18 protein-coding genes are annotated in these 18,896 nt (G+C 69.5%); 16 read left to right on the forward strand and 2 right to left on the reverse strand.

Annotated features, from left to right (window positions below):
- Positions 1–9 precede the first annotated feature (9 nt).
- Genes ACIO52_RS23270 through ACIO52_RS23310 form a run of 9 tightly spaced genes read left to right on the forward strand, consistent with a single transcriptional unit; the run spans position 10 to position 8,529 of the window.
- A complete protein-coding gene (locus ACIO52_RS23270) occupies positions 10–879 on the forward strand; it encodes an MlaE family ABC transporter permease (protein WP_402646715.1) in 870 nt (289 codons plus the stop codon).
- Entirely contained in the window at positions 879–1,745 is an 867-nt protein-coding gene (locus ACIO52_RS23275; RefSeq protein ID WP_280347155.1) for an ABC transporter permease, read from the forward strand. Before ACIO52_RS23270 ends, ACIO52_RS23275 begins: the two co-directional genes overlap by 1 nt.
- A 4-nt stretch (positions 1,746–1,749) precedes the next feature.
- Positions 1,750–2,781 (forward strand): MlaD family protein, encoded by a 1,032-nt coding sequence (locus ACIO52_RS23280; protein ID WP_402646718.1) that lies wholly within the window; start codon positions 1,750–1,752, stop codon positions 2,779–2,781.
- Positions 2,778–3,785: an MlaD family protein gene (locus tag ACIO52_RS23285; protein ID WP_402646721.1), complete on the forward strand. Its 1,008-nt coding sequence runs from the start codon at positions 2,778–2,780 to the stop codon at positions 3,783–3,785. The genes ACIO52_RS23280 and ACIO52_RS23285 overlap by 4 nt, the downstream gene beginning before the upstream one ends.
- Entirely contained in the window at positions 3,782–4,798 is a 1,017-nt protein-coding gene (locus ACIO52_RS23290; RefSeq protein ID WP_316576351.1) for an MlaD family protein, read from the forward strand. Before ACIO52_RS23285 ends, ACIO52_RS23290 begins: the two co-directional genes overlap by 4 nt.
- Positions 4,798–5,904 (forward strand): MlaD family protein, encoded by a 1,107-nt coding sequence (locus tag ACIO52_RS23295; RefSeq protein ID WP_402646723.1) that lies wholly within the window; start codon positions 4,798–4,800, stop codon positions 5,902–5,904. Before ACIO52_RS23290 ends, ACIO52_RS23295 begins: the two co-directional genes overlap by 1 nt.
- On the forward strand, positions 5,901–6,938 hold the full coding sequence (locus ACIO52_RS23300; protein ID WP_402646726.1) for an MlaD family protein: 1,038 nt from the start codon (positions 5,901–5,903) through the stop codon (positions 6,936–6,938). The genes ACIO52_RS23295 and ACIO52_RS23300 overlap by 4 nt, the downstream gene beginning before the upstream one ends.
- Positions 6,935–7,894, forward strand: a complete 960-nt coding sequence (locus ACIO52_RS23305; RefSeq protein WP_402646729.1) for an MlaD family protein — start codon at positions 6,935–6,937, stop codon at positions 7,892–7,894. Before ACIO52_RS23300 ends, ACIO52_RS23305 begins: the two co-directional genes overlap by 4 nt.
- Before the next feature lie 32 nt (positions 7,895–7,926).
- Positions 7,927–8,529 (forward strand): hypothetical protein, encoded by a 603-nt coding sequence (locus ACIO52_RS23310; RefSeq protein ID WP_402646732.1) that lies wholly within the window; start codon positions 7,927–7,929, stop codon positions 8,527–8,529.
- A gap of 114 nt (positions 8,530–8,643) precedes the next feature.
- Here the strand turns inward: ACIO52_RS23310 and ACIO52_RS23315 are convergent, their stop codons facing one another.
- On the reverse strand, positions 8,644–9,123 hold the full coding sequence (locus ACIO52_RS23315; RefSeq protein ID WP_316575757.1) for a YiiD C-terminal domain-containing protein: 480 nt from the start codon (positions 9,121–9,123) through the stop codon (positions 8,644–8,646).
- 83 nt (positions 9,124–9,206) lie between these two features.
- Here ACIO52_RS23315 and ACIO52_RS23320 point away from each other — a divergent pair, with 83 nt between their 5' ends.
- From ACIO52_RS23320 to ACIO52_RS23350, 7 genes are all read left to right on the forward strand, one after another.
- Positions 9,207–9,824 carry a TetR/AcrR family transcriptional regulator gene (locus tag ACIO52_RS23320; RefSeq protein ID WP_402646736.1) on the forward strand — a complete coding sequence of 206 codons (618 nt, stop codon included), beginning with the start codon at positions 9,207–9,209 and terminating at the stop codon, positions 9,822–9,824.
- 153 nt (positions 9,825–9,977) lie between these two features.
- Complete coding sequence (locus tag ACIO52_RS23325; RefSeq protein WP_402646739.1) at positions 9,978–11,501, forward strand: aldehyde dehydrogenase family protein; 1,524 nt, start codon at positions 9,978–9,980, stop codon at positions 11,499–11,501.
- Positions 11,502–11,846: 345 nt separating this feature from the next.
- A complete protein-coding gene (locus ACIO52_RS23330; protein WP_316576350.1) occupies positions 11,847–12,227 on the forward strand; it encodes a DUF1801 domain-containing protein in 381 nt (126 codons plus the stop codon).
- A gap of 18 nt (positions 12,228–12,245) precedes the next feature.
- Entirely contained in the window at positions 12,246–12,587 is a 342-nt protein-coding gene (locus ACIO52_RS23335) for a hypothetical protein (RefSeq protein WP_402646741.1), read from the forward strand.
- Positions 12,588–12,702: 115 nt separating this feature from the next.
- Positions 12,703–14,247: an MFS transporter gene (locus ACIO52_RS23340; protein WP_402646986.1), complete on the forward strand. Its 1,545-nt coding sequence runs from the start codon at positions 12,703–12,705 to the stop codon at positions 14,245–14,247.
- A gap of 63 nt (positions 14,248–14,310) precedes the next feature.
- Positions 14,311–15,342, forward strand: coding sequence for a fatty acid desaturase family protein (locus tag ACIO52_RS23345; protein ID WP_402646744.1), 1,032 nt, complete (start codon positions 14,311–14,313; stop codon positions 15,340–15,342).
- A 215-nt stretch (positions 15,343–15,557) separates the two neighbouring features.
- Positions 15,558–15,941 carry a DUF1304 domain-containing protein gene (locus tag ACIO52_RS23350; protein ID WP_402646746.1) on the forward strand — a complete coding sequence of 128 codons (384 nt, stop codon included), beginning with the start codon at positions 15,558–15,560 and terminating at the stop codon, positions 15,939–15,941.
- A gap of 21 nt (positions 15,942–15,962) precedes the next feature.
- On the opposite strand, the gene ACIO52_RS23355 is transcribed toward ACIO52_RS23350, so the two are convergent.
- Positions 15,963–18,857, reverse strand: a complete 2,895-nt coding sequence (locus ACIO52_RS23355) for a UPF0182 family protein (protein ID WP_402646749.1) — start codon at positions 18,855–18,857, stop codon at positions 15,963–15,965.
- Positions 18,858–18,896: the final 39 nt, after the last annotated feature.

Raw genomic sequence — 18,896 nt, forward strand, 5'->3', positions numbered from 1 at the left:
GAGGACACGATGAGGGCCCGATCAGCAGTAGGAAGGTCGCCGGCCGGAGCGACCACCGAGCAAGCGCCGCTGTCGGCCGTCTTGCGCAAGAACTTCACCGATACCGTGGTGTCGGGATTGCGCACCACGGGCCGCCTGGTCCGGCTGTCGAGCGAATCGGTGAGTGGGGCCGCGAGCGATATCGTCCGCCGTCGATTCCCCTGGCAGGAGATGTTGCGGCAGGCCTGGTACCTGATCACCGTTACGACCTTGCCCGCGGTCCTCATGGCCGTGCCGTTCGGCGTCATCGTGTCCGTTCAGATCGGAAACCTGATCCATCAACTCGGCGCCGACTCGCTGCTCGGCGCGGCCAGCGGGCTCGGGGTGATCAAGCAGGGGGCGCCCATCGCCACCGGGCTGCTGCTGGGCGGCGCGGGTGCGGCGGCCATCGCGGCCGATCTCGGCGCGCGCACCATCCGCGAGGAAGTCGACGCGCTGCGGGTGATGGGCATCAGTCCGGTACATCGGCTGGTGATTCCGCGCATGGCGGCCATGGTGCTGATCGCGCCGCTGCTCAACATCTTGATCATCGTCACCGGTGTGGTCGCGGGCTTCACGGTCGCGGTCGGCACCCAGGGTGCGGTATCCGGCAGCTACTGGGCCACTTTCGGTTCCTTCACCACGGTGACCGATATCGCGATCTCGCTGTTCAAGGCGGTGTTGTTCGGGTTCATCGTCGTGATGATCGCCTGCCAGCGCGGATTGGAGGCGCGGGGCGGGCCGCGCGGGGTGTCCGACGCGGTCAACGCCTCGGTCGTGTTGTCGGTGGTGGCGATCCTGGTGGTGAACCTGGTGATCACGCAGCTGGTCACCATGTTCGCGCCGACGAGGCTGGCGTGATGACGGCGACTCCTTACGCGCCCAGAGGGTTACGGCACGTCTACCGGATCGTGCGCCATCGCGAGCGGGCCCTCGCGCCGATCGACTCGGCCGGGTTCGTCCTCGGTTTCGTCTGGCAGGTGCTGTCCTCGATTCCCCTGACCCTGCGGCACTATCGCGCGCAGACCCTGCGCACCACCGCCGAATTGACTTGGGGCCGTGGCTCACTCATCGTCGGCGGTGGCACTCTGCCCATGCTGGTGGTGTTGGGCATCGTGCTCGGTGCCGGCATGGGGATCGAAGCGTTCGCGACGCTGAACATGATCGGGCTCGGACCGCTCACCGGCATCGTGTCCGCCTTCGCCAGCACCCGCGAACTCGCGCCCATCATCGCCGCCATCGGCTTCGCCGCGCAGGCGGGGTGCAGGATGACCGCCGAGATCGGTTCCATGCGCATCTCCGAGGAGATCGATGCCATCGAATGCCTGGGCTTGCGGTCGGTGCCGTTCGTCGTGACGACCCGGGTCATCGCCGGGGTGCTGGTGCTGGTGCCGTGCTTCGTGGTGACGCTGATCCTGGCGTATCTGTCGTGTGCCGCCGTGGTGGTCAGCGTGCACGGGCAGGCGGCGGGGGTCTACGCGCACTACTTCGACCAGTTCGTCAGCGGCGGCGACGTCCTGGCGGCGGTGGGCAAGGTGCTGGTGTTCGGGCTGGCGGTGATCCTGATCCACAGCTATCAGGGGTTCTTCGCCACCGGCGGGCCCGAGGGCGTCGGTATCGCCTCCGGGCGGGCCGTCCGCGCCAGTTTCGTCGCCATCATCGCCCTCGACATGGTGCTGAGCATCATGCTGTGGGGCTTCCACTCGTCGATCACTTTCACGGGGTAGACAGATGCCGAAATACGGAATGCCCGGCGTCGCCGTCGATGAACGGGTCTCGCGCAGAGCGGGATTCGCGGCCCTCGTGGTCGCGGCGGTGGTCACGGCGGCGGGGCTGGGCATCCAGTCCCTGCGCGCGGAGGCGGGCATCGAGGTGGTGCTGCGCACTCCGCTGGTCGGGGACGGCGTGGTCACCGGAGCCGACGTCCGCCTCGACGGGGTCACGGTCGGCCGGATCGCCGACATCGCTGTCGACGAGCGCGGTTCGCCGCGCCTCACGCTCCGATTGGACGATACCCAGCTCGCCGGTCTGACCGACAGCCTGCTCGTGGACTACGCGCCGTCGAACATGTTCGGCATCAGCGAGGTCGAGCTGCGGCGCGGGCCCGGCGGAGCGCCGCTGCGCGACGGCGCGGTGGTCGACCTCGCCGGCGCCGAGGCGCACCGGGTCTCCGACGCCACCATGGGCGCGCTGATGCGCTCGCTCGCGTCGACCACCGACCAGGTGCTCACACCACGGCTGACCGATCTGCTCACCCGCCTGGCCGGCGATCTGAAAGCCTTCACGCCGATCCTGGAGGCGGTGGTCGTGCTCGGGCGTTCGGTGGCCGACACCCAGCAGCTGGACCCCTCGTACCTGATCGGCCGGTACGCCGACACCCTCGCCGGCGCGGCGCGATTCAGCGCGGGCACCATCGAACTGCTCGACCGGATCAACAACATCGAGGCGCTGCGCGGTGACCGACGGGCCTTCGACGGCGGCATCCAGATGATCGTCGAGCAGCTCTTCGTGCCCGGTGTCTCCGAGCTCGCGCTGAGCCTGCGACAGCACCTGGGCGGCTACGCCGAGATCCTGACACCCCTGCTCACGGCCGCCGCCGCGACCGTCGCCGACCCGCGACGATCGAGTGCGGAGGTACGCGCGCTGCTGGCGGGTGTCGATCGCTCCTTCGTCGACACCCCCGAGGGGCCGGTGCTGCGACTCGAGGTCGTCGTAAGCGCGATTCCGGTGCTCGCGCCGGTGCTGGGTGGTGGTCAGCGATGACATCCATTGCGGGAGTGAGCGTCCGGCTGGGGCTCTTCGCCGTCGGCATGGTGGTGCTGCTGGTCGGGGTGATCAGCGCCATCACCCGTCCGGTGCCCGGCGACACCGACACCCTCACCGCGATGTTCACCGACGCCAACGGCCTGAAAACCGGCGACGACGTGCGCATGTTCGGCGTGCAGGTGGGCAAGGTCGGCGAGATCGGGCTCAGCGGCGGGCAGGCCGAGGTGCGGATGAGCGTGCAGCGCTCGCATCCGGTGTACGACACCAGCACCCTGGTCATCCGGTACCAGTCACTGACGGGCCAGCGCTACCTCGACATCCGCCAGCCCGCCGTCGCCGGGCACCGGCTGACCACCGGGACCACGATCGGCACCGAGCACACGGTCCCGTCCTTCGACATCACCACGCTGTTCAACGGACTGCAGCCGGTGCTGGCCGACTTCTCGCCCGCCGCGCTGAATCAGCTGGCGCAGAGCGTGCTGGCCGTGGTCGAGGGCAACGGCACCGGCATCGGGCCCGCGCTCGACGCCATCGAGCGGCTCAGTCGCTACGTCACCGATCGGCAGACCGTGATCTCGGCGCTGGTGCGCAATCTCGGCGACATCGCCGGACAGCTGGGCGGGCGATCACCCCATCTCGAGACGTTGATCGCCGGACTCACCGACTTGTTCACGGTGCTGGAGCAGAAGGTGTACGGGTTGGTCGACTTCGCGGTCACCGCCCCCGGTGTACTCGGCCCGATCGACAGTCTGGCGGCCACGCTCGGCCTGAACGTGGGCTACAACGCCGACGCCGACGCGCTGATCCGGACCGCCATTCCGGATCCGGACACGGCGGTTCAGGCGCTCGGGCGGCTGCCCGGGTTGTTGCAGTCGCTCAGCACCCTCATCCCGGCGACCGGCCCCGGCGTCGACCTCACCTGCTCGCGCGGCCGAGCCGAGGTTCCCGGCGTCGTCGCCGTCCTGATCGATGGCCGGAGGATCTCGATTTGCAACCGATGAAGGACAAGTGGCGCAGGCGTGCCCCGGGACAACCCGACGAGGCGACGCTCGCGCGCCGGGAACTGCGCTGGGGACTCGGCGGCGCCCTGGCGGTGGTGACACTGCTCGCTGCGGGCACGATCCTCTACGTCGCCCCGGTCGGGCGCGCCGAATACACCGCGGAGCTGACCGAGTCCGGCGCCATCCGTCCCGGCGACGATGTGCGAATCGCGGGCATCCCGGTGGGCAGCGTGACCTCGCTCGTACTGCGCGATGACCGGGTGCGAATGACCTTCACCGTCGACGACGCGGTGCGGCTCGGCGACAAGACGACCTTGGCCGTTCGGATGCTCACGGTAGCGGGCGGCCACTATCTGGCCGTGTCCCCGGCGGGCACCGAACCCCTGGGCAGCACACCGATTCCGGCGGATCGGGTGCGATTGCCCTACAGCCTCGGGCAGGCGTTCCAGGACGCGGCTCGACCGATCGCCCAGGTCGACGGCGACACCGTGCGCAAGAATTTCGCCGCCCTGCAACAGTCGCTGGATCGCAGCCCGGACGGTCTGCGGCAGCTGGGTACCAGCATCGACGCGGTCGTCGACATCCTCGATCGACAGAACCAGGACGTCTCCCAGGCGCTGTCGATCGCCGGCGAATATCTCACCTCGATCAACGCCACCTCGCAGCTCTACGGGCGGCTCAACGCGGAGTTGAGCCTGGTGGAAACGCTGCTGCTGGACAAGAAGTCGGAGATCGCGGTGTCGATCCAGTTGCTCGACAACGTCTTCTCCCGCATCGCCGCGCTGGAGCCGGCCTACGCGAACACCCTGAAGCCGATGGCCGCCGAACTCGCCCGCGCGCTACCGGAACTGCGGTCGCTGGGCGATCGGTTCGACGGTCTGATCGGGTCGTTGCGCGACACGATCGCGCGGCTGGGCGAACTCAGCGGGCCGGACGGGCTCGCGATCGACCATTCGACCGCGGCCGTACGCACCGGCGGAGTGTGCGTTCCGGTACCGGGAAGGACCTGCTGATGTTGCGGCGACTCTTCGCTTCCCGGGGATTCCTGTCGGTCTCCGGTGTCGTACTCGTCACCACAGCTGTCGTGGGCGGGTATGCCGTCGCCACCGATGCGGGACGGCCGACACGCGCCTACTGTGCCCTGATGCCCGACGCCATCGGGTTGTATCCGGGCAGTCACGTGACGCTGCGCGGTGTGCGGGTGGGCGCGGTGTCGGCACTGCGCCCCGAGGGCACGGGAGTGCGGGTGGACTTCCGGGTAGACGCGGATCATCCGCTGCGCGGGGCGGTTTCCGCCGTCACCGTGTCGGACACCCTGGTTGCCGACCGCGATCTGGCCGTGCTCACCGAGGGCGCCGGCGCGTCCGAGTGGGACCAGCGCGCCTGCGTCACCGACACCCTCACCCCCAAGAGCATGACGCAGACCATGGCGGCACTGGAGAAACTGTCCGGCGCGCTCACCGCGGGCGAGGATCCGGCCGAGCGCCAACTACTCGGCCGCGGCCTGGCCGCCTTCGACCGGGCCACCGCGGGCACCGGCCCCTCCTTGAACACGCTGATCCGCGCACTCGGCTCGGCCCTGGATTCGCCCGACGCCGCCATCGGCAACATCGGCGCGCTGATCGACGCGATGTCCGAACTGGCCGCGAAACTCGGAACCCACTGGGGCGCGGTGGAACAGACGCTGACCCGGCTGGGCGAGACCCTGCGCTACGTCAACGGCGAGCTGCTCCCCGTGGTGGTCGATGCCATCAACCGCCTGAAGGTGATCCTGATCTGGTTCAACGACCTCACCCGCACCTTCGGTGGCGCCCTGCTCGACGGCCTCGACGCCACGGTTCCGCTGGTGCGTCTGCTCAGCGCGAACGTGGGCTCACTGCACGAGCTCGTCGACATGATCCCGCCGATCACCGCGGCCTTTCGCAAGTCCGCCGATCCCGAGACAGGATTGACCGCAATCGACTACGCGCCACCGAAACTCACCGTCGCGCAGCCCGAGGCCGACCAGGTCTGCGCCGCGATCAACGCGCTCACGCCCGGCGGCTGCGCGAACACCGGCGCCGCGATGGCCGATATCGACCTGACCCGTCTGATTCTCGGTGCCGGGGGTGCGCGATGAAACACGCTGTCGCCAAGAGCTTGTCCGCGCTGACGGTGACCGCGGCGCTGGCCGGTTGCGCGTTCGATCCCTCCGCGCTCACCCCGCCCGGAGCCGGGGTCGACGGGCCGACCTACCGGCTGCACATCGAATTCGCCGACGCGCTGAACCTGCCTGCCCGAGCGCAGGTGGTGGCCAATGGCGTCCAGGTCGGCGACCTGCGCGCCGTCACGGTCGTCGATCCGACGCCGAGCAGCGCGGGCTACGTGATCGCCGATGTCGAGATCAGCCGCGCGGTCCGCCTGCCGGTGGACACCCGCGCGCAGCTGCGCCAGAACACGCTGCTCGGCGACGTGTTCATCGCGCTGTCCGCGCCGACGGGCCAGGCGGTGTCGCTCCCCGACAACGGCACCATCCCGCTGGCGCGCAGTGAACCGGCGCTGCAGGTCGAGGACGCGCTGGCCGGGCTGGCGACGTTCGTGCAGGGCGGTGCCGTGCATCAGTTCCAGGACATCGTCAACCGGATGAACACGGTGCTGCCCGCCGAACCGGCCGACAGCGCCCGCATCGCCGAGGTTCTCGGCCGAGATCTCACCGACGTCGCCGCGCACGTCGACGGTGTCGGCGCGCTGCTCGACGGCGTGCACGCCAATACGCAAGTGCTGGTAGACAATCGCCGCGCGTTGAGCGAACTGCTCTCCGAGACCGGCGCGACCCACGTCACCGAGGCGGTGCGCTCGATCATTCTGGTCCTCGGTGCTTTCGGGGCGCTCGGCACCGTCGCGCACAGCCTGGAATGGCTGGGCCCGACCGTCGTCGCGGGCGACGCCGCGGCCAAGGCGCTGCTGCCGATGCTGTTCACCGACCGGCCGCTGGACCCGAACGCGCCGTCCAACCTGAACACCCTGGTGTCGCTGATCCGCGATCGGTTGCTGCCGTTCCTCGAACGCGGGGCGAAGGTCGACGTGGTGCCCGTGCTCGGTGCCACCGGCGACCGCGCCGAGCAGACCGCCCGCATCGTCGACACCCTGCGCATGATCGGACTTCTACGATGACCCGCGGCGTCACCGCCTCCCTGGCCGCCCTCGCCGGCGTGCTGCTGATCGGCATCAGCTACCTGACCTTCAGCGTGGTCGGGGTGGACTGGTTCACCCGGTACACCCGGCTGACCATGGTGCTCGCCGATTCCGGCAGCCTCGGCCCGCGGTCGCCGGTGCTGCTGTCGGGCATCCGGGTCGGTGAGGTCACCGGCGTACGTACCGTCGCCACGGGCGTGGAAGTGGCCCTGCGCGTCGACGACGAGTACCGGATTCCGGTGGCCAGCACCGCCGTCATCGAGAACCTGTCGGCGCTCGGCGAGCCCTACGTCCAGTTCGTCCCGACCCGGGCGGGCGCGCCCTACCTGGCCGACGGCCAGACCATCGAGACCCGCGCGGTGCGCACCCCGACCTCTCTTCCCGAGGTCGCCCGCCGGGTGACCGAACTGCTGAACCAGCTCGACCCCAGCACGATTCGCTCCCTCATCGACACGTTCAGCCAGGGCTTGGCGGGCACCGAAGCGATCATGCCCCAGTTGGCGCGGTCGACCAGTTTGCTCGCCGCCACCTTGCTCAGCCGCACCGACAAGATCCGCGCCCTGCTCACCGACCTGCAGACCCTCGGCGGCGAGATGGACTGGACCGGAGCCGCGCTGGCCGACGCCGGGCCCGAATGGGGCGCGCTCGGCGGCACTTTCGACGATGCGGCCGAGGCTGTCGCGGCCTGGGCGAACATCGGCGACGTTCCCGCCGACTACACCACCGGGACCGGACTGGTGCCGTTCCTCGACCAGCTACGGGACTGGGTCGACCGCGTCGGCCCCGAATTGTCGGCGCTGGTTCCCGTGCTCGCTCCGCTGGCCCAGAACTCGACGTCGGCGCTGCGCCGGATCGACCTGGGCAGTTTGATCTCGCAGGCGCTGGAGGCTGTCGGCGAGGACGGGAGGCTGCGCGTGCAGATCCACGTCAAGTAACGCCCTTCACCCTCGAGCTTGCAGGAGTCACCATGTCCGTCGAAACCCCCGAGCAGACCACGACCGCCGCCGACGCGCCCACCAGGTCCGCCACCGAACCGAGGCGTAGACCACGCAGCGTGTCCTTCTCGCTCAACGCCGTGATCGGCGTGGCCGCCGCGGTGGCCGCCGTGGCGATCATGGTGACGCTCGGCGGGCTGCTGTGGTCGGCTCGGGCCGAGCTCGCGGCCCAGCGGGCGACGGCCGACGATCAGCGGCGGGCCGAACAGATCGCCGCTGATTACGCGGTCGGCGCCTCCACCATCAACTATCAGGATCTCAATCCCTGGTTCGCCGAGCTGAAGTCGAATACCGCCCCCGCGCTGGCGAACAAATTCGACGCCACGGCCCCGGCGTTGCGGGAGATCCTGGTCCCGCTGAAGTGGACCTCCAACTCCACTCCCATCACCGCCAAGGTGATGTCGGAGGCGAACGGCCTCTATCAGGTGAACGTCTTCGTCAATGTCACCTCCACCAGCGCCCAGGCGCCGGAGGGCGGCCAGAGCACCGTCACCTACACCGTGTCGGTGGATCGCGGCGCGGATTGGAAGATCACCGACGTCGGCGGCATGAACGGCGCGCTGCCGATCAAGTAGTCCGGCCGCCGGTCCGCTGCGGACCGCCCGTCGGTCCCGGCCGGATCGGCGGGCCGCCCGGTGTCGGGCACCCCGCCGATCGTCGGATCACGCCAGGCCGTCACGGCCGAGGCGTCAGCGCGACCGGATCTGGTAGATCCCGCTGGTCGTCGCCACGACGGTGCCGGTGTCGTCGGTGACCTTCGCGGCCAGCACGAATTCCACCTTGCCCGCGGCGGCGAGTTCCACCGGCAGCCGCGCCCAGGTGGCGTCGTCGAACTCGGCGGTCGCGCGGATGTCGGAGGTGGCCGGGCGGTGGTAGTCGATCTGGAGAGACTTGACCGTCGGGTAGTACCGCTGCGGGTCGAAGGTCGGGAAGAACAATGCCCCGCCCAGCATTTCGGCCGTGCCGAAGATCGTCGCCGCGTACATGGTGCCGAGGTGGTTGGCGTTGCCTGCCAGCGGCGCGGCGGCGACCGCCCGGCGCGCGGTCAGCTCGACGACATGGATGCCGAGGCCGTGCATCGGCGGGATCGTGTGCTCGATACCCGCGTTGATCACCTCGATCAGCTGCTGCTCGGTCAGTTCGGCGAGCGCGGGCGGAGATGTCGACATGGAGAAACCTTCCTATTTGCAGATCAAGTGATCTGTAAATTCAGCATACAGAACAAGTGATCTGTATGTGTAGGGTGAACTCCGTGACAGCCACCGACCGGCCCGTCCGGCGAACCCAGAGCCAGCGCCGGGAACAGACGCGCTCCGCGTTGATCGAGGCGACCATCGCGACGATCGAGCACTCGGGTTTCCACGCGGCCACCAATCGCGCCATCGTGGACCGCGCGGGCGCCTCGCTCGGCGCGATGTCGCATCAGTTCGCCGGCCGGAACGAGCTGATCGCCGCCGCCCTCGACGAGGTCGGCCGGCGAGCGGTGACCGAGCTGGCCCGGCGCGCGGCCGCCCTCGGCGACGACGGGCCGCCGCGGACCGCCCAGCTGCTCGACCTGCTGTGGCAGCTCTTCGACGGAAACCTCTTCCAGGTGTGGGTCAAAGTGTGGTCGGCCGCCGCGGACGATCCCGAGCTCTACGCCACCCTGGCCCCGAACGAGGAACAGCTGTCCACCGCGATCGCCGCCGTGGTCGCCGACCTCACACCACACCTGGCCGGCGACCGAACGTGGTCGCGCAGACTGGGTGTGGCCATCGATACGATGCGCGGCTTGGCCCTGGCCGCGCGGTTCGAGCCACACCGGGCCGACCGTGCCCGCGATCGCTGGCCGAGCACGCGCGCCGAGCTCGTCCGCCTCATCGACGGCTGAGCGTTTCGGTCAACGAGCCGAGAGATTCGGTCACGGCGGGAAGCGAATTCGGCTGCCTACAGTCGAGGGCGGCGTGGCCGACCACGTCGACGGCGTGGCGACGGCGGGCACTGCCTTCGTCCCGGCCGGAGCCGACCAGGATGAGGACACGCGATGATCGACGAAACCTCCCTACCCGCAGGGTATTTCGAGGTACGCAACCCCGCGGACGGCCGATCGGTCGGCATGGCGGCCGAGCAATCCGCCGCCGATGTGGCCGCGCTGGCCACATCGCTGCGGGCCGCGCAACCGGCGTGGGCCGCCGCGGGGCCCGGCGAGCGCGCCGAATGGCTGTTCGCCCTGCAGGATTGGGTCGTCGATCACCGTGCCGAGCTGGCCGACATCGTGCAGTCCGAGAGCGGAAAGGCCCGGCCCGAGGCGGAGCTGGAGCCTGCCGCCTGGATCGATGTCATCAACTACTACGCCGGCAACGCGGCGAAGTTCCTCGCCGAGCAGCACCCCGCGCCGCACAGCCCACTCGGTGCGGTGAAGCGGCTGAGCGTGACCTACCGGCCGTACCCGCTGGTCGGCGTGATCACCCCGTGGAACTATCCGCTGGCCATGGGCGCGCTCGACATTCCCGCCGCGCTGCTGGCGGGAGCCGCCGTGCTGCACAAACCTTCCGAGGTGACGCCGCTCTCGGCGCTCGCCCTGGCGCGCGGGTGGGCCGAGATCGGCGCGCCGCCGGTGTTCGCGGTGGCCACCGGGGCCGGCGCGGTCGGCAGCGCGGTGGTCGAGGCCGCCGACTACGTGCAGTTCACCGGGTCCACGCGGACCGGTTCGGCCGTCGCCGCCCAGTGTGTTCGGACGTGGAAGCCCTACAGCCTGGAACTCGGCGGCAAGGACCCGGCGATCGTGCTGGCCGACGCCGACCTGGACCACGCCGCGCGCGGCATCGCGTGGGGCGGGCTGTTCAACTCCGGGCAGACCTGCGTGGCCATCGAGCGGGTGTATGTCGAGGAGTCCGTCTACGACGAGTTCGTGAGCAAGCTCGTCGCCCACGTGCGCGAGCTTCGGCAGGGGCACGACGATCGGGACTACCGGTTCGACATCGGGGCGATGGCCACCGCCGCGCAACGCGATCTGGTCGCCCGGCATGTCGAGGCCGCCGTCGGCGCGGGCGCGCGGGCACTCACCGGCGGCAAGCCCACCGGAACCGGAACCTTCTTCGAACCCACCGTGCTCGTGGACGTGGACCACACCATGGCGGTGGTCACCGAGGAGACCTTCGGACCCGTGCTGCCGGTGATCAAGGTGCGCGATGAGAACGAGGCCGTCGCGCTGGCCAACGACAGCGTCTACGGCCTTTCCGCCACGGTGTGGACCGGTGATCTCGCGCGTGGCAGGCGAATCGCCGCGCGACTGGAGGCAGGCGCGGTGAACATCAACGACGCCATCGCGAACCTGTTCAGCTTCGCGCTGCCGATGGGCGGCTGGAAACAATCCGGCGTCGGTACCCGCTTCGGTGGTGCCGCGGGGTTGCGCAAATACTGCCGGGCACAAGCGATCACCGAGCCGCGACTGCCCATGCCGCCCCTGATCTGGTTCCCCTATTCGAAAACCAGCTTTCGCGCGGTGTACGCGATCATGCGGGTGATCGGCGCACGTGGTCGGCGCCGCTTCGCCCGCCCTGCGTGAGGAGGGCCCGTCGGGTATCGCGCACCGGTGCCGTAGCCCTCGCGGTGACCGCCGGACTCGCCGTCGCCGCTGGTCCCGCCGCCGCGGAGGCCACTGCGGGTTCGGGCAGCGGTTCGTTGGGTACCGGCTTCGCCGCGCTCGTTCGGTCCCTGTTCACCGCGATCGGGTGCGCCGTGCGAGCCAACTCCTGCGGGCCCATCGTCATCCCCACCCGAGTCGGCAGGATCGTCTTTCGCCGATCGTGGTGACGGTACCGTTCGACATGCTCGAGCAAGCCTGACGGAGTTTGCCCGGGGCGCGGGGGATACTCGGGGTTCAGGCGCGCGACGACGAGAGCGACCGGTGATGACTGTGACGGGTGATCAGGGTTCGGCTGCACGGCGGATCGATGAGCGGATCGCGGAGTTGGGGGATTGGCGCGGGGAGTTGCTGGCGCGGATTCGGGAGCTCGTGCACGAGGCGGATCCGGGGATCGTCGAAGAGTGGAAATGGCGCGGGGTCCCGGTGTGGTACCACGACGGGATGGTGTGTACGGGGGAGACGTACCAGGAGATCGTGAAGGTCACCTTTGCCAAAGGGGCTCGATTGCCCGATCCGCGTGGGGTTTTCAACTCCGGGCTGGAGGGCAATACCCGGCGGGTGATCGATCTGCGCGAGGGGGACGCGCTCGATGAAGAGGGATTCAAGAGGCTGGTGCGGGCGGCTGTCGAGCTGAACGCGTCGTAGGCGGACCAGAATGGTGGGGTGACCACGGAATCCGACCTGGTCACCTGCGTCCACGGGCTGCACTATCTCGGCGACAAACTCGCCGCGATCACCGCCATGGCCGGTTGGGTCGCGCCGGGCGGCCGATTCACCGCGGACTTCGATCCCGACGAGATCCGCCGCGCCGACGGGTCCGCCGCGAGCGCCGCCGTCCTCGCGGCCCTGCGGGCGAGCGGGATGAGCTTCGACCGGCGCACGCGTCGCGTGCGCGGCGAGGGTCCACGCTCGCCCCGGTTCCCCGCGACCTACCTGGGGGCCGACGACACCGCCGGGCCGGGATACACGGGGCAGCCGTCGGTCCGGTCGTCTTACGACTGGTGACGGCGAGACGTCGGCTCGCCCAACGGGAACCGTCGAACTCCGGTGTGTTCGCCCAGGCGGTGAGGTTGGGACGGCGTCCGGGGGAACTCGCCAGTAACCTGTGCCCGTGAGACCGATGGACACAGCGCCGGGCACACCGGCGCGGCCGGGTGTCGCTCTGGCAGCAGTCGTGGCAGTGGTATTCGTGACCTTCTTGGACACCACCGTGGTCAGCGTTGCGCTCGGCGATATCCGACGTGAGTTGAGTACCGATGTGACCCTGCTGCAGTGGGTGGTCAACGCCTACACGGTGGTCTTCGCCGGGCTGATGTTGGCGGGCGGATCGCTCGGTGACCGGTGGGGACGCAAGAAGGTCATGATCGTCGGGTTGGTGATCTTCTGCGCCGGATCGGTGGTCTCCGCGCTCGCGAGCAGCGTCGCGCTGCTCATCGCGGGCCGCGCGATCATGGGACTCGGTGCCGCGGCGTCGGAGCCGGGCACCCTGTCGGTGCTGCGCCACATCTTCCCGGGTGAGCGCGCGCGAGCCAAGGCGCTCGGTGTGTGGGCGGCGGTGTCGGGGCTGGCGCTGGCGGCGGGGCCGGTGCTCGGCGGTGTGCTGGTCGATCTGTACGGGTGGCGTTCGATCTTCTGGTTCAACCTGGTGATCGGCGCGGTGGCGATGGTCGTCGCGTGGTGGTCGGTGCCGGAGAGCGCGGACCCGCAGCAGGCGCCGGTCGACTGGGTCGGCGCGGTGCTCGGCGCCACGGCGTTCGGGGCGGTGATCTACGCCGCGACCGTCGGCCAGGATCGGGGTTACACGGCACCGTCGGTGCTGGGGCTGTTCGCGCTGGGGGCGATCGCGTTCGCCGCGTTCGTCGTCGTCGAGAAGCGGGCGCGCGCACCGATGCTCGACTTCCGCTATTTGCGCCTGCGGGCCGTGCGCGGTGCGCTGGTGGTCGCCTTCGCGGTCTACTTCGGCATCTTCTCGATCTTCTTCTTCACGGCGCTGTATCTGCAAGTGATGCAGTCGTATTCGGCCGCGCGCACGGCCGCGGTCTTCGTCCCGATGGCCGTCGCGATCGTGATCGGCTCCCTGGTGGCGGGCTACTGGGTGTCGCGTCGCGGCGCGCGGGTGCCGATGATCCTCGGGTGCGTGCTCGGCGCGGGTGGCATCCTGCTGACCCGCCAGGCGCTGTCGGGGACGTTGCACGATCCGTGGATCGCCGCCGCGATGGGCGTGGCCGGGCTCGGCTTCGGCATCGCGGTGGTGCCGTTGACCTCGGCGGTGATGTCGGGCGTCCCGGCCGAGCATTCGGGCATGGCGGCCGCGGTGACCAATACGATGCGCCAGGTCGGTTCGGCGTTCGGTGTCGCCGTGCTCGGTGTCCTGGTGAGCTCGTTCCTCTCGGCCGACCTGAAGCAGAAGATGGACGAATTGGGGCTGCCCACCACGTTGCAGCCCGACGCGATTCAAGCGGTGGAACGTGGCCGCATCCCCGAGGGCGTCGACATCGGGCCCTATCTGAAGTACCTGTCGAAGGTGTCGGAGGTGCTCGACGAGGGCAAAGTGGCGTTCCATCACGGGCTCGACGTGGCTCTGGTGGTGTCGGCGGTGCTGATTCTCGCCGCCGCGGCCTTCACGGCATTGGACACGGAGCGCTCTCGAAGCGACGCGCCGTAGGGCGATCTCGCGCAGATGCGCCGAGTTCACCTGGTGGTGGCCTGCATCCGTCATGCTGGTGCGGTGGTAGTCGTGTCTGATGTCGCCCCGGTGCGCGGCAGCGAGTATTCGATCTTGTTGCGCCGGATCAGGGCGGCGGGCCTGTTGGACCGTGACCTGCCGTACTACGGGTGGAAGAGCGCGCTCACCGCGACGGCGTTCCTCGGCGGGTGGGGCGCGTTGATCGCTCTCGGGGATTCGTGGTGGGCGGTGGGGCTCGGGGTGTTCCTGGCCGCGGTGTTCTCGCAGATCGCGTTCCTCGGGCACGACGCGGGACACAAGCAGATCTTCGTGTCCCGGCGCGCCAACTACCTCTACGGGCTGATCGCGGGCAATCTCGCGATCGGGCTGAGTATCGGCTGGTGGACCAGCAATCACAATCGCCACCACGCCCACCCCAACACCGAGGGCGCCGATCCCGATGCCATGGGTGTCCTGGCGTTCTCGGCGGAGCGGGCCCGGGCCGGAAAAGGCCGGCGGCGCTTCATTTTCCGCTACCAGGCCTGGCTGTTCTTCCCGATGCTGCTGCTCGAGGGCGGCAGCCTGCACTTCGCCAGCGTGCGAGCGGTGCTGCGCTGGCCGATCCCGAACCGGCTCGTCGAGGGCCTGACGCTCGCCGCGCACGCCTGCGCCTATCTGGGCACGGTGTTCCTGGTGCTGTCGCCGGGGAAAGCGTTGGTGTTCATCGCTGTTCAGCAGGGCTTGTTCGGCCTCTACATGGGATCGACCTTCGCCCCCAATCACAAGGGGATGGAGGTGCTGCCCGAGGGCGACAACACCGACTTCCTCCGCCGTCAGGTGCTCACCTCCCGCAATGTCCGCGGCAGCTTCCTCGTCGACACGGCCCTGGGCGGCCTGAACTACCAGATCGAGCACCACCTGTTCCCGTCCATGCCCCGCCCCAACCTGCGTCGGGCCCAGCCCATCGTCGCGGACTTCTGCGCCGAAATCGGGGTCCCCTACTGCGAGACGTCGTTGCTCGAGTCCTACGCCCAGGCCCTGGGCCATCTCGACGAGGTCGGCCGCCAGGTCCGCGCACCCGCACCCGTCGGCTAGCCACCCGCACCTCGATCGGCGCGGGCGGCCACGCCACGCCCGCGCAACTCGTGCTCCCCGCCGCCGACAGCGAAGGGAGCGATTCGGCGGCCGTCGATGGCGGGCCAGCGGTTTTCCGGGGCGAGAACCCGGCCCGGCGAGGGCGTGCGCGGCGGGGTGGTGGGTGATAATCGCGGCAAGCCCGGTGCGGGCCCTGCCCTTCTGGAGGTGGCGCGATGACGGTCGTGGCGTTGGTGTTCGTCGGGATCGCCGTGCTGTTGCACGGGTACATCTTCGTGCTGGAGTCGCTGCAATGGACGCGTCCGCGAACGAGGGCGACGTTCGGGATCTCGGCGGAGCAGGCCGAGGCGACCCGGGAGATGGCGTTCAATCAGGGGTTCTACAACCTGTTCCTCGCCGTCGTCGCCGCGGTCGGCATGGGGTTCACCGTGTTCGGCGACACCGGGATCGGGGCGGCGCTGGTGCTGGCGGGTGCCGGGTCGATGGTGGCGGCGGGGGTGGTGCTGCTGGTGTCCTCGCCGGACAAGGCGCGGGCGGCATCGATCCAGCTGGTTCCGCCGCTGATCGGTGGTGTCGCGCTGGTGCTCGCCCAGCTCTGAGTCGCGTGTGATCGGTGAGGCTCACTTGTCCGGGCCGCGCAGAATGCCCAGCTGTTGTTCGAGCCGCTCCAGGGCGGCCCTGGCCGCGTCGAGTTCGGCTTCGATGCGGGCGATCGCGTCCTCGTCCAGCGGTGCCTGAGTCGCCGGCGGCGGCGGGGCCTGCGCCGGTGGACGTCGGCCCGGGGGTGGCGGGGCGCCGGGGCTGCCGCCGGGGGCGGTGGCGAGATCGCCGGTGGCCGGGCCGTACACCTGGTCGAGAGCCTCGGCCAGCGTCGGCGCGTACCCGACCCGGACACCGCCGGTACCGGGTTCGCGGTAGCTGACCAGCACGCGGGCCAGCTGCGGGAAGGTCGACCCGTTGGGAGCGGTCGAAATCCGTTCGGTGAACAGCGGTTCCACGTACAGCACGCCGCCGTCGGCGATCGGCAGGGTGAGCAGGTTGCCGTACTGGATGCGGTTGGAGCGTTCCAGCAGCGTGCGTTCGGAGGCCACCCTGGTGTCGGAGATCATCGAATTCTGGATCTGCTGTGGTCCCTGGGTGAGGGTGTCGGTGGGCAGCTGGAGAATGCTGAACTCGCCGTAGTTCTCGGGGTCGGAATGCACGGAGATGTAGGCCGACAGGAATTCCCGGCGGAAGCCGACCATCGCGCCGGCCAGCCGGAACGAGGCCTCGGCGGTCCGGGGATCGCCGACCAGCACGTAGAACGGGGCCTGATGCGGGTTGGTCTCGACGGTCGGGTCGCTGGGCACCGACCAGAACGCGTTGTTGGTGAAGAACTCTCGTGGTTCGTCGACGTGGTAGCGGGCGAGCATGTCGCGCTGGATGACGAAAAGATCTTCGGGATAGCGGAAGTGGGCGCGCAGCTCGTCGCTGATCGCCGACGGCGGTTCGACGGTGCCGGGGAACACGCGCATCCAGGCGGCCAGGATCGGGTCCTGCTCGTCGACCTGATACAGCGTTACCGTGCCGTCGTAGGCGTCGACGGTGGCCTTGACCGAGTTGCGGATGTAGGAGATCTCCCCGGGTTCGCGCAACCCCTGGTCCTCGACCGTGCCGAGCGGCGCGAGCGAGCTGCGCGCGGCGTAGGGGTAGCCGTCGATCGTGGTGTAGGCGTCCACGATCCAGACGATGCGCCCGCCCACGACGGCGGGATAGGGATTGCCGTCGGTGGTCAGCCACGGCGCGACCAGTTCGACCCGCTCACCGGGAGCGCGGTGGAAAATGATCTTGGAATCGGCGCCGATCGCGGTCGAGAACACGATGTTGCGCTCGGTGTAGACGGTGGCGAAGGCGAGCCGGTTCAGCCAGTTCCCGATCGGCACACCGCCTTTGCCCGCGTAGGTGTATTTGGTGCTGTCGGTGTCGTATTCGCGGGGTTCGGTGCCGCCGCCGACGATGGCGTAGTCGGGCTCGCCCCTGGCGATCACCTCGCCGTAGTAGACGCGGGGCTGGTCGACCGGGATCACCTGGTGCCCGGTGTGCTGGGTGGCGATATCGCTGACCGCGTAGATCGGGTATCCGCTGTTGCCCGCGGCGCTGTCGCTCGCCGCGTCGACGACGGCTGCGTTGACCCGGTTCGCGGGGGCGGCGACGAACCCGTCGCCGTGGGTGTAGACGGTGTGCCGGTTGACCCAGTGCCCCTGGTTGCCGCTGAGCGCGGCGGGGGTCAGTTCCCTGGCGGTGACGACGTAGTCGCGCAGCTGCCCGTCGACCCGGTAGCGATCCAGGTCCAGGTTGTCGGGGAAGCTGTAGAAGTTCTTGAGCTGTTGCTGCTGGGTGAAGGTGCGCGAGAGCACGTGCGGGTCGAGCAGGCGCAGGTTGGCGATCGTGGTCGCGTCCGCGGGGACTTCCGGTGGCGGCGCGGTGCCGACACCGGGATAGGGCTGGTAGTGGACCCGATCCGCGCCGATCCCATAGGCCTGCCTGGTCGCGGCGATATTGCGCTCGATGTAGGGGCTCTCCAGGTCGGCGGCGTTCGGGCGCACCGAGAACTGCTCGACGACCAGCGGCCACACCCCGCCCGCCACGATCGACGACAGCAACAGCAGAGCCGCGGCCATGGCGGGCACCCGCAGATCACGCACCACGACCGCCGAGAACACCGCGGCGGCGCAGATCAGCGCGATGGCGAACATGATGAAGCGGGCGGGCAGCACGGCGTTGATGTCGGTGTAGCCCGCGCCGGCGAAGGTGGGCTCGCGCCGCCCGCTCGACAGCAGCGCGTAGCGGTCCAGCCAGTACGCGCCCGCCTTCAGCACGAAGAACACGCCGACCAGCACCGCGAGGTGACAGCGCGCCGCCGCGGTGATGCCGATCGACTTCCCGGACAGCCGCACTCCGCCGAACAGATAGTGGGTCGCCAGGCAGGCCAGGAAGGCGACGAACACGACGACGAACAGCCAGCTGAGCACGAGCCGGTAGAACGGCAGGTCGAAGACGTAGAAGCCCACGTCGAGATCGAACTGGGGGTCACGTTCGCCGAAGGAGCCGCCCCGCAGGAACAGCTGTACCGTCTGCCAGCGCGACTGCCCGGCCAGGCCGCAGAGCAGACCCAAGGCCGCGGCGATGCCGAGCCCGAACCGCAACGGCCACCGGCTCACCGCCGTGCGATAGGGGGTGATCGGGTCGTCGTCGCGTCCGCCGGGGAAGAAGGCCGGGCGCGATCGGTAGGCCAGCCACATGGCCGTGAACAGGGCGGCGCCGAGAATCGTCGCGATCACCGCGAACAGCGTCAGCCGGGTGAGCAGCACCGTCGACCAGACGCCGCGGTAGCCGACCTCGCCGAACCACAACCAGTTGACGTACAGGCCGATCAGCCGCGGTACGACGAGCAGGGACAGGAAGAGCACCACGACTGCCGTCAGTAGCAGTCGCCACGTCCGGGGTATCCGCTCCGACCCGTCACCAGCGCTCATCCGCCACTCCCGTGGACCGCGGCGCCGGGCACGCCGACG

The organism is Nocardia sp. NPDC087230 (assembly GCF_044744725.1).
GTDB lineage: Bacteria > Actinomycetota > Actinomycetes > Mycobacteriales > Mycobacteriaceae > Nocardia > Nocardia canadensis.

Bases quoted from the DNA above. Each gene is read 5' to 3' on its own strand.
- ACIO52_RS23355 (WP_402646749.1), bottom strand. From the start codon at position 18,857: ATGAGCGCTGGTGACGGGTCGGAGCGGATACCCCGGACGTGGCGACTG.
- ACIO52_RS23330 (WP_316576350.1), top strand. From the start codon at position 11,847: ATGACTGTGACGGGTGATCAGGGTTCGGCTGCACGGCGGATCGATGAG.
- ACIO52_RS23270 (WP_402646715.1), top strand. From the start codon at position 10: ATGAGGGCCCGATCAGCAGTAGGAAGGTCGCCGGCCGGAGCGACCACC.
- ACIO52_RS23340 (WP_402646986.1), top strand. From the start codon at position 12,703: ATGGACACAGCGCCGGGCACACCGGCGCGGCCGGGTGTCGCTCTGGCA.
- ACIO52_RS23280 (WP_402646718.1), top strand. From the start codon at position 1,750: ATGCCGAAATACGGAATGCCCGGCGTCGCCGTCGATGAACGGGTCTCG.
- ACIO52_RS23285 (WP_402646721.1), top strand. From the start codon at position 2,778: ATGACATCCATTGCGGGAGTGAGCGTCCGGCTGGGGCTCTTCGCCGTC.
- ACIO52_RS23295 (WP_402646723.1), top strand. From the start codon at position 4,798: ATGTTGCGGCGACTCTTCGCTTCCCGGGGATTCCTGTCGGTCTCCGGT.
- ACIO52_RS23300 (WP_402646726.1), top strand. From the start codon at position 5,901: ATGAAACACGCTGTCGCCAAGAGCTTGTCCGCGCTGACGGTGACCGCG.
- ACIO52_RS23305 (WP_402646729.1), top strand. From the start codon at position 6,935: ATGACCCGCGGCGTCACCGCCTCCCTGGCCGCCCTCGCCGGCGTGCTG.
- ACIO52_RS23325 (WP_402646739.1), top strand. From the start codon at position 9,978: ATGATCGACGAAACCTCCCTACCCGCAGGGTATTTCGAGGTACGCAAC.
- ACIO52_RS23315 (WP_316575757.1), bottom strand. From the start codon at position 9,123: ATGTCGACATCTCCGCCCGCGCTCGCCGAACTGACCGAGCAGCAGCTG.
- ACIO52_RS23290 (WP_316576351.1), top strand. From the start codon at position 3,782: ATGAAGGACAAGTGGCGCAGGCGTGCCCCGGGACAACCCGACGAGGCG.
- ACIO52_RS23310 (WP_402646732.1), top strand. From the start codon at position 7,927: ATGTCCGTCGAAACCCCCGAGCAGACCACGACCGCCGCCGACGCGCCC.
- ACIO52_RS23275 (WP_280347155.1), top strand. From the start codon at position 879: ATGACGGCGACTCCTTACGCGCCCAGAGGGTTACGGCACGTCTACCGG.
- ACIO52_RS23350 (WP_402646746.1), top strand. From the start codon at position 15,558: ATGACGGTCGTGGCGTTGGTGTTCGTCGGGATCGCCGTGCTGTTGCAC.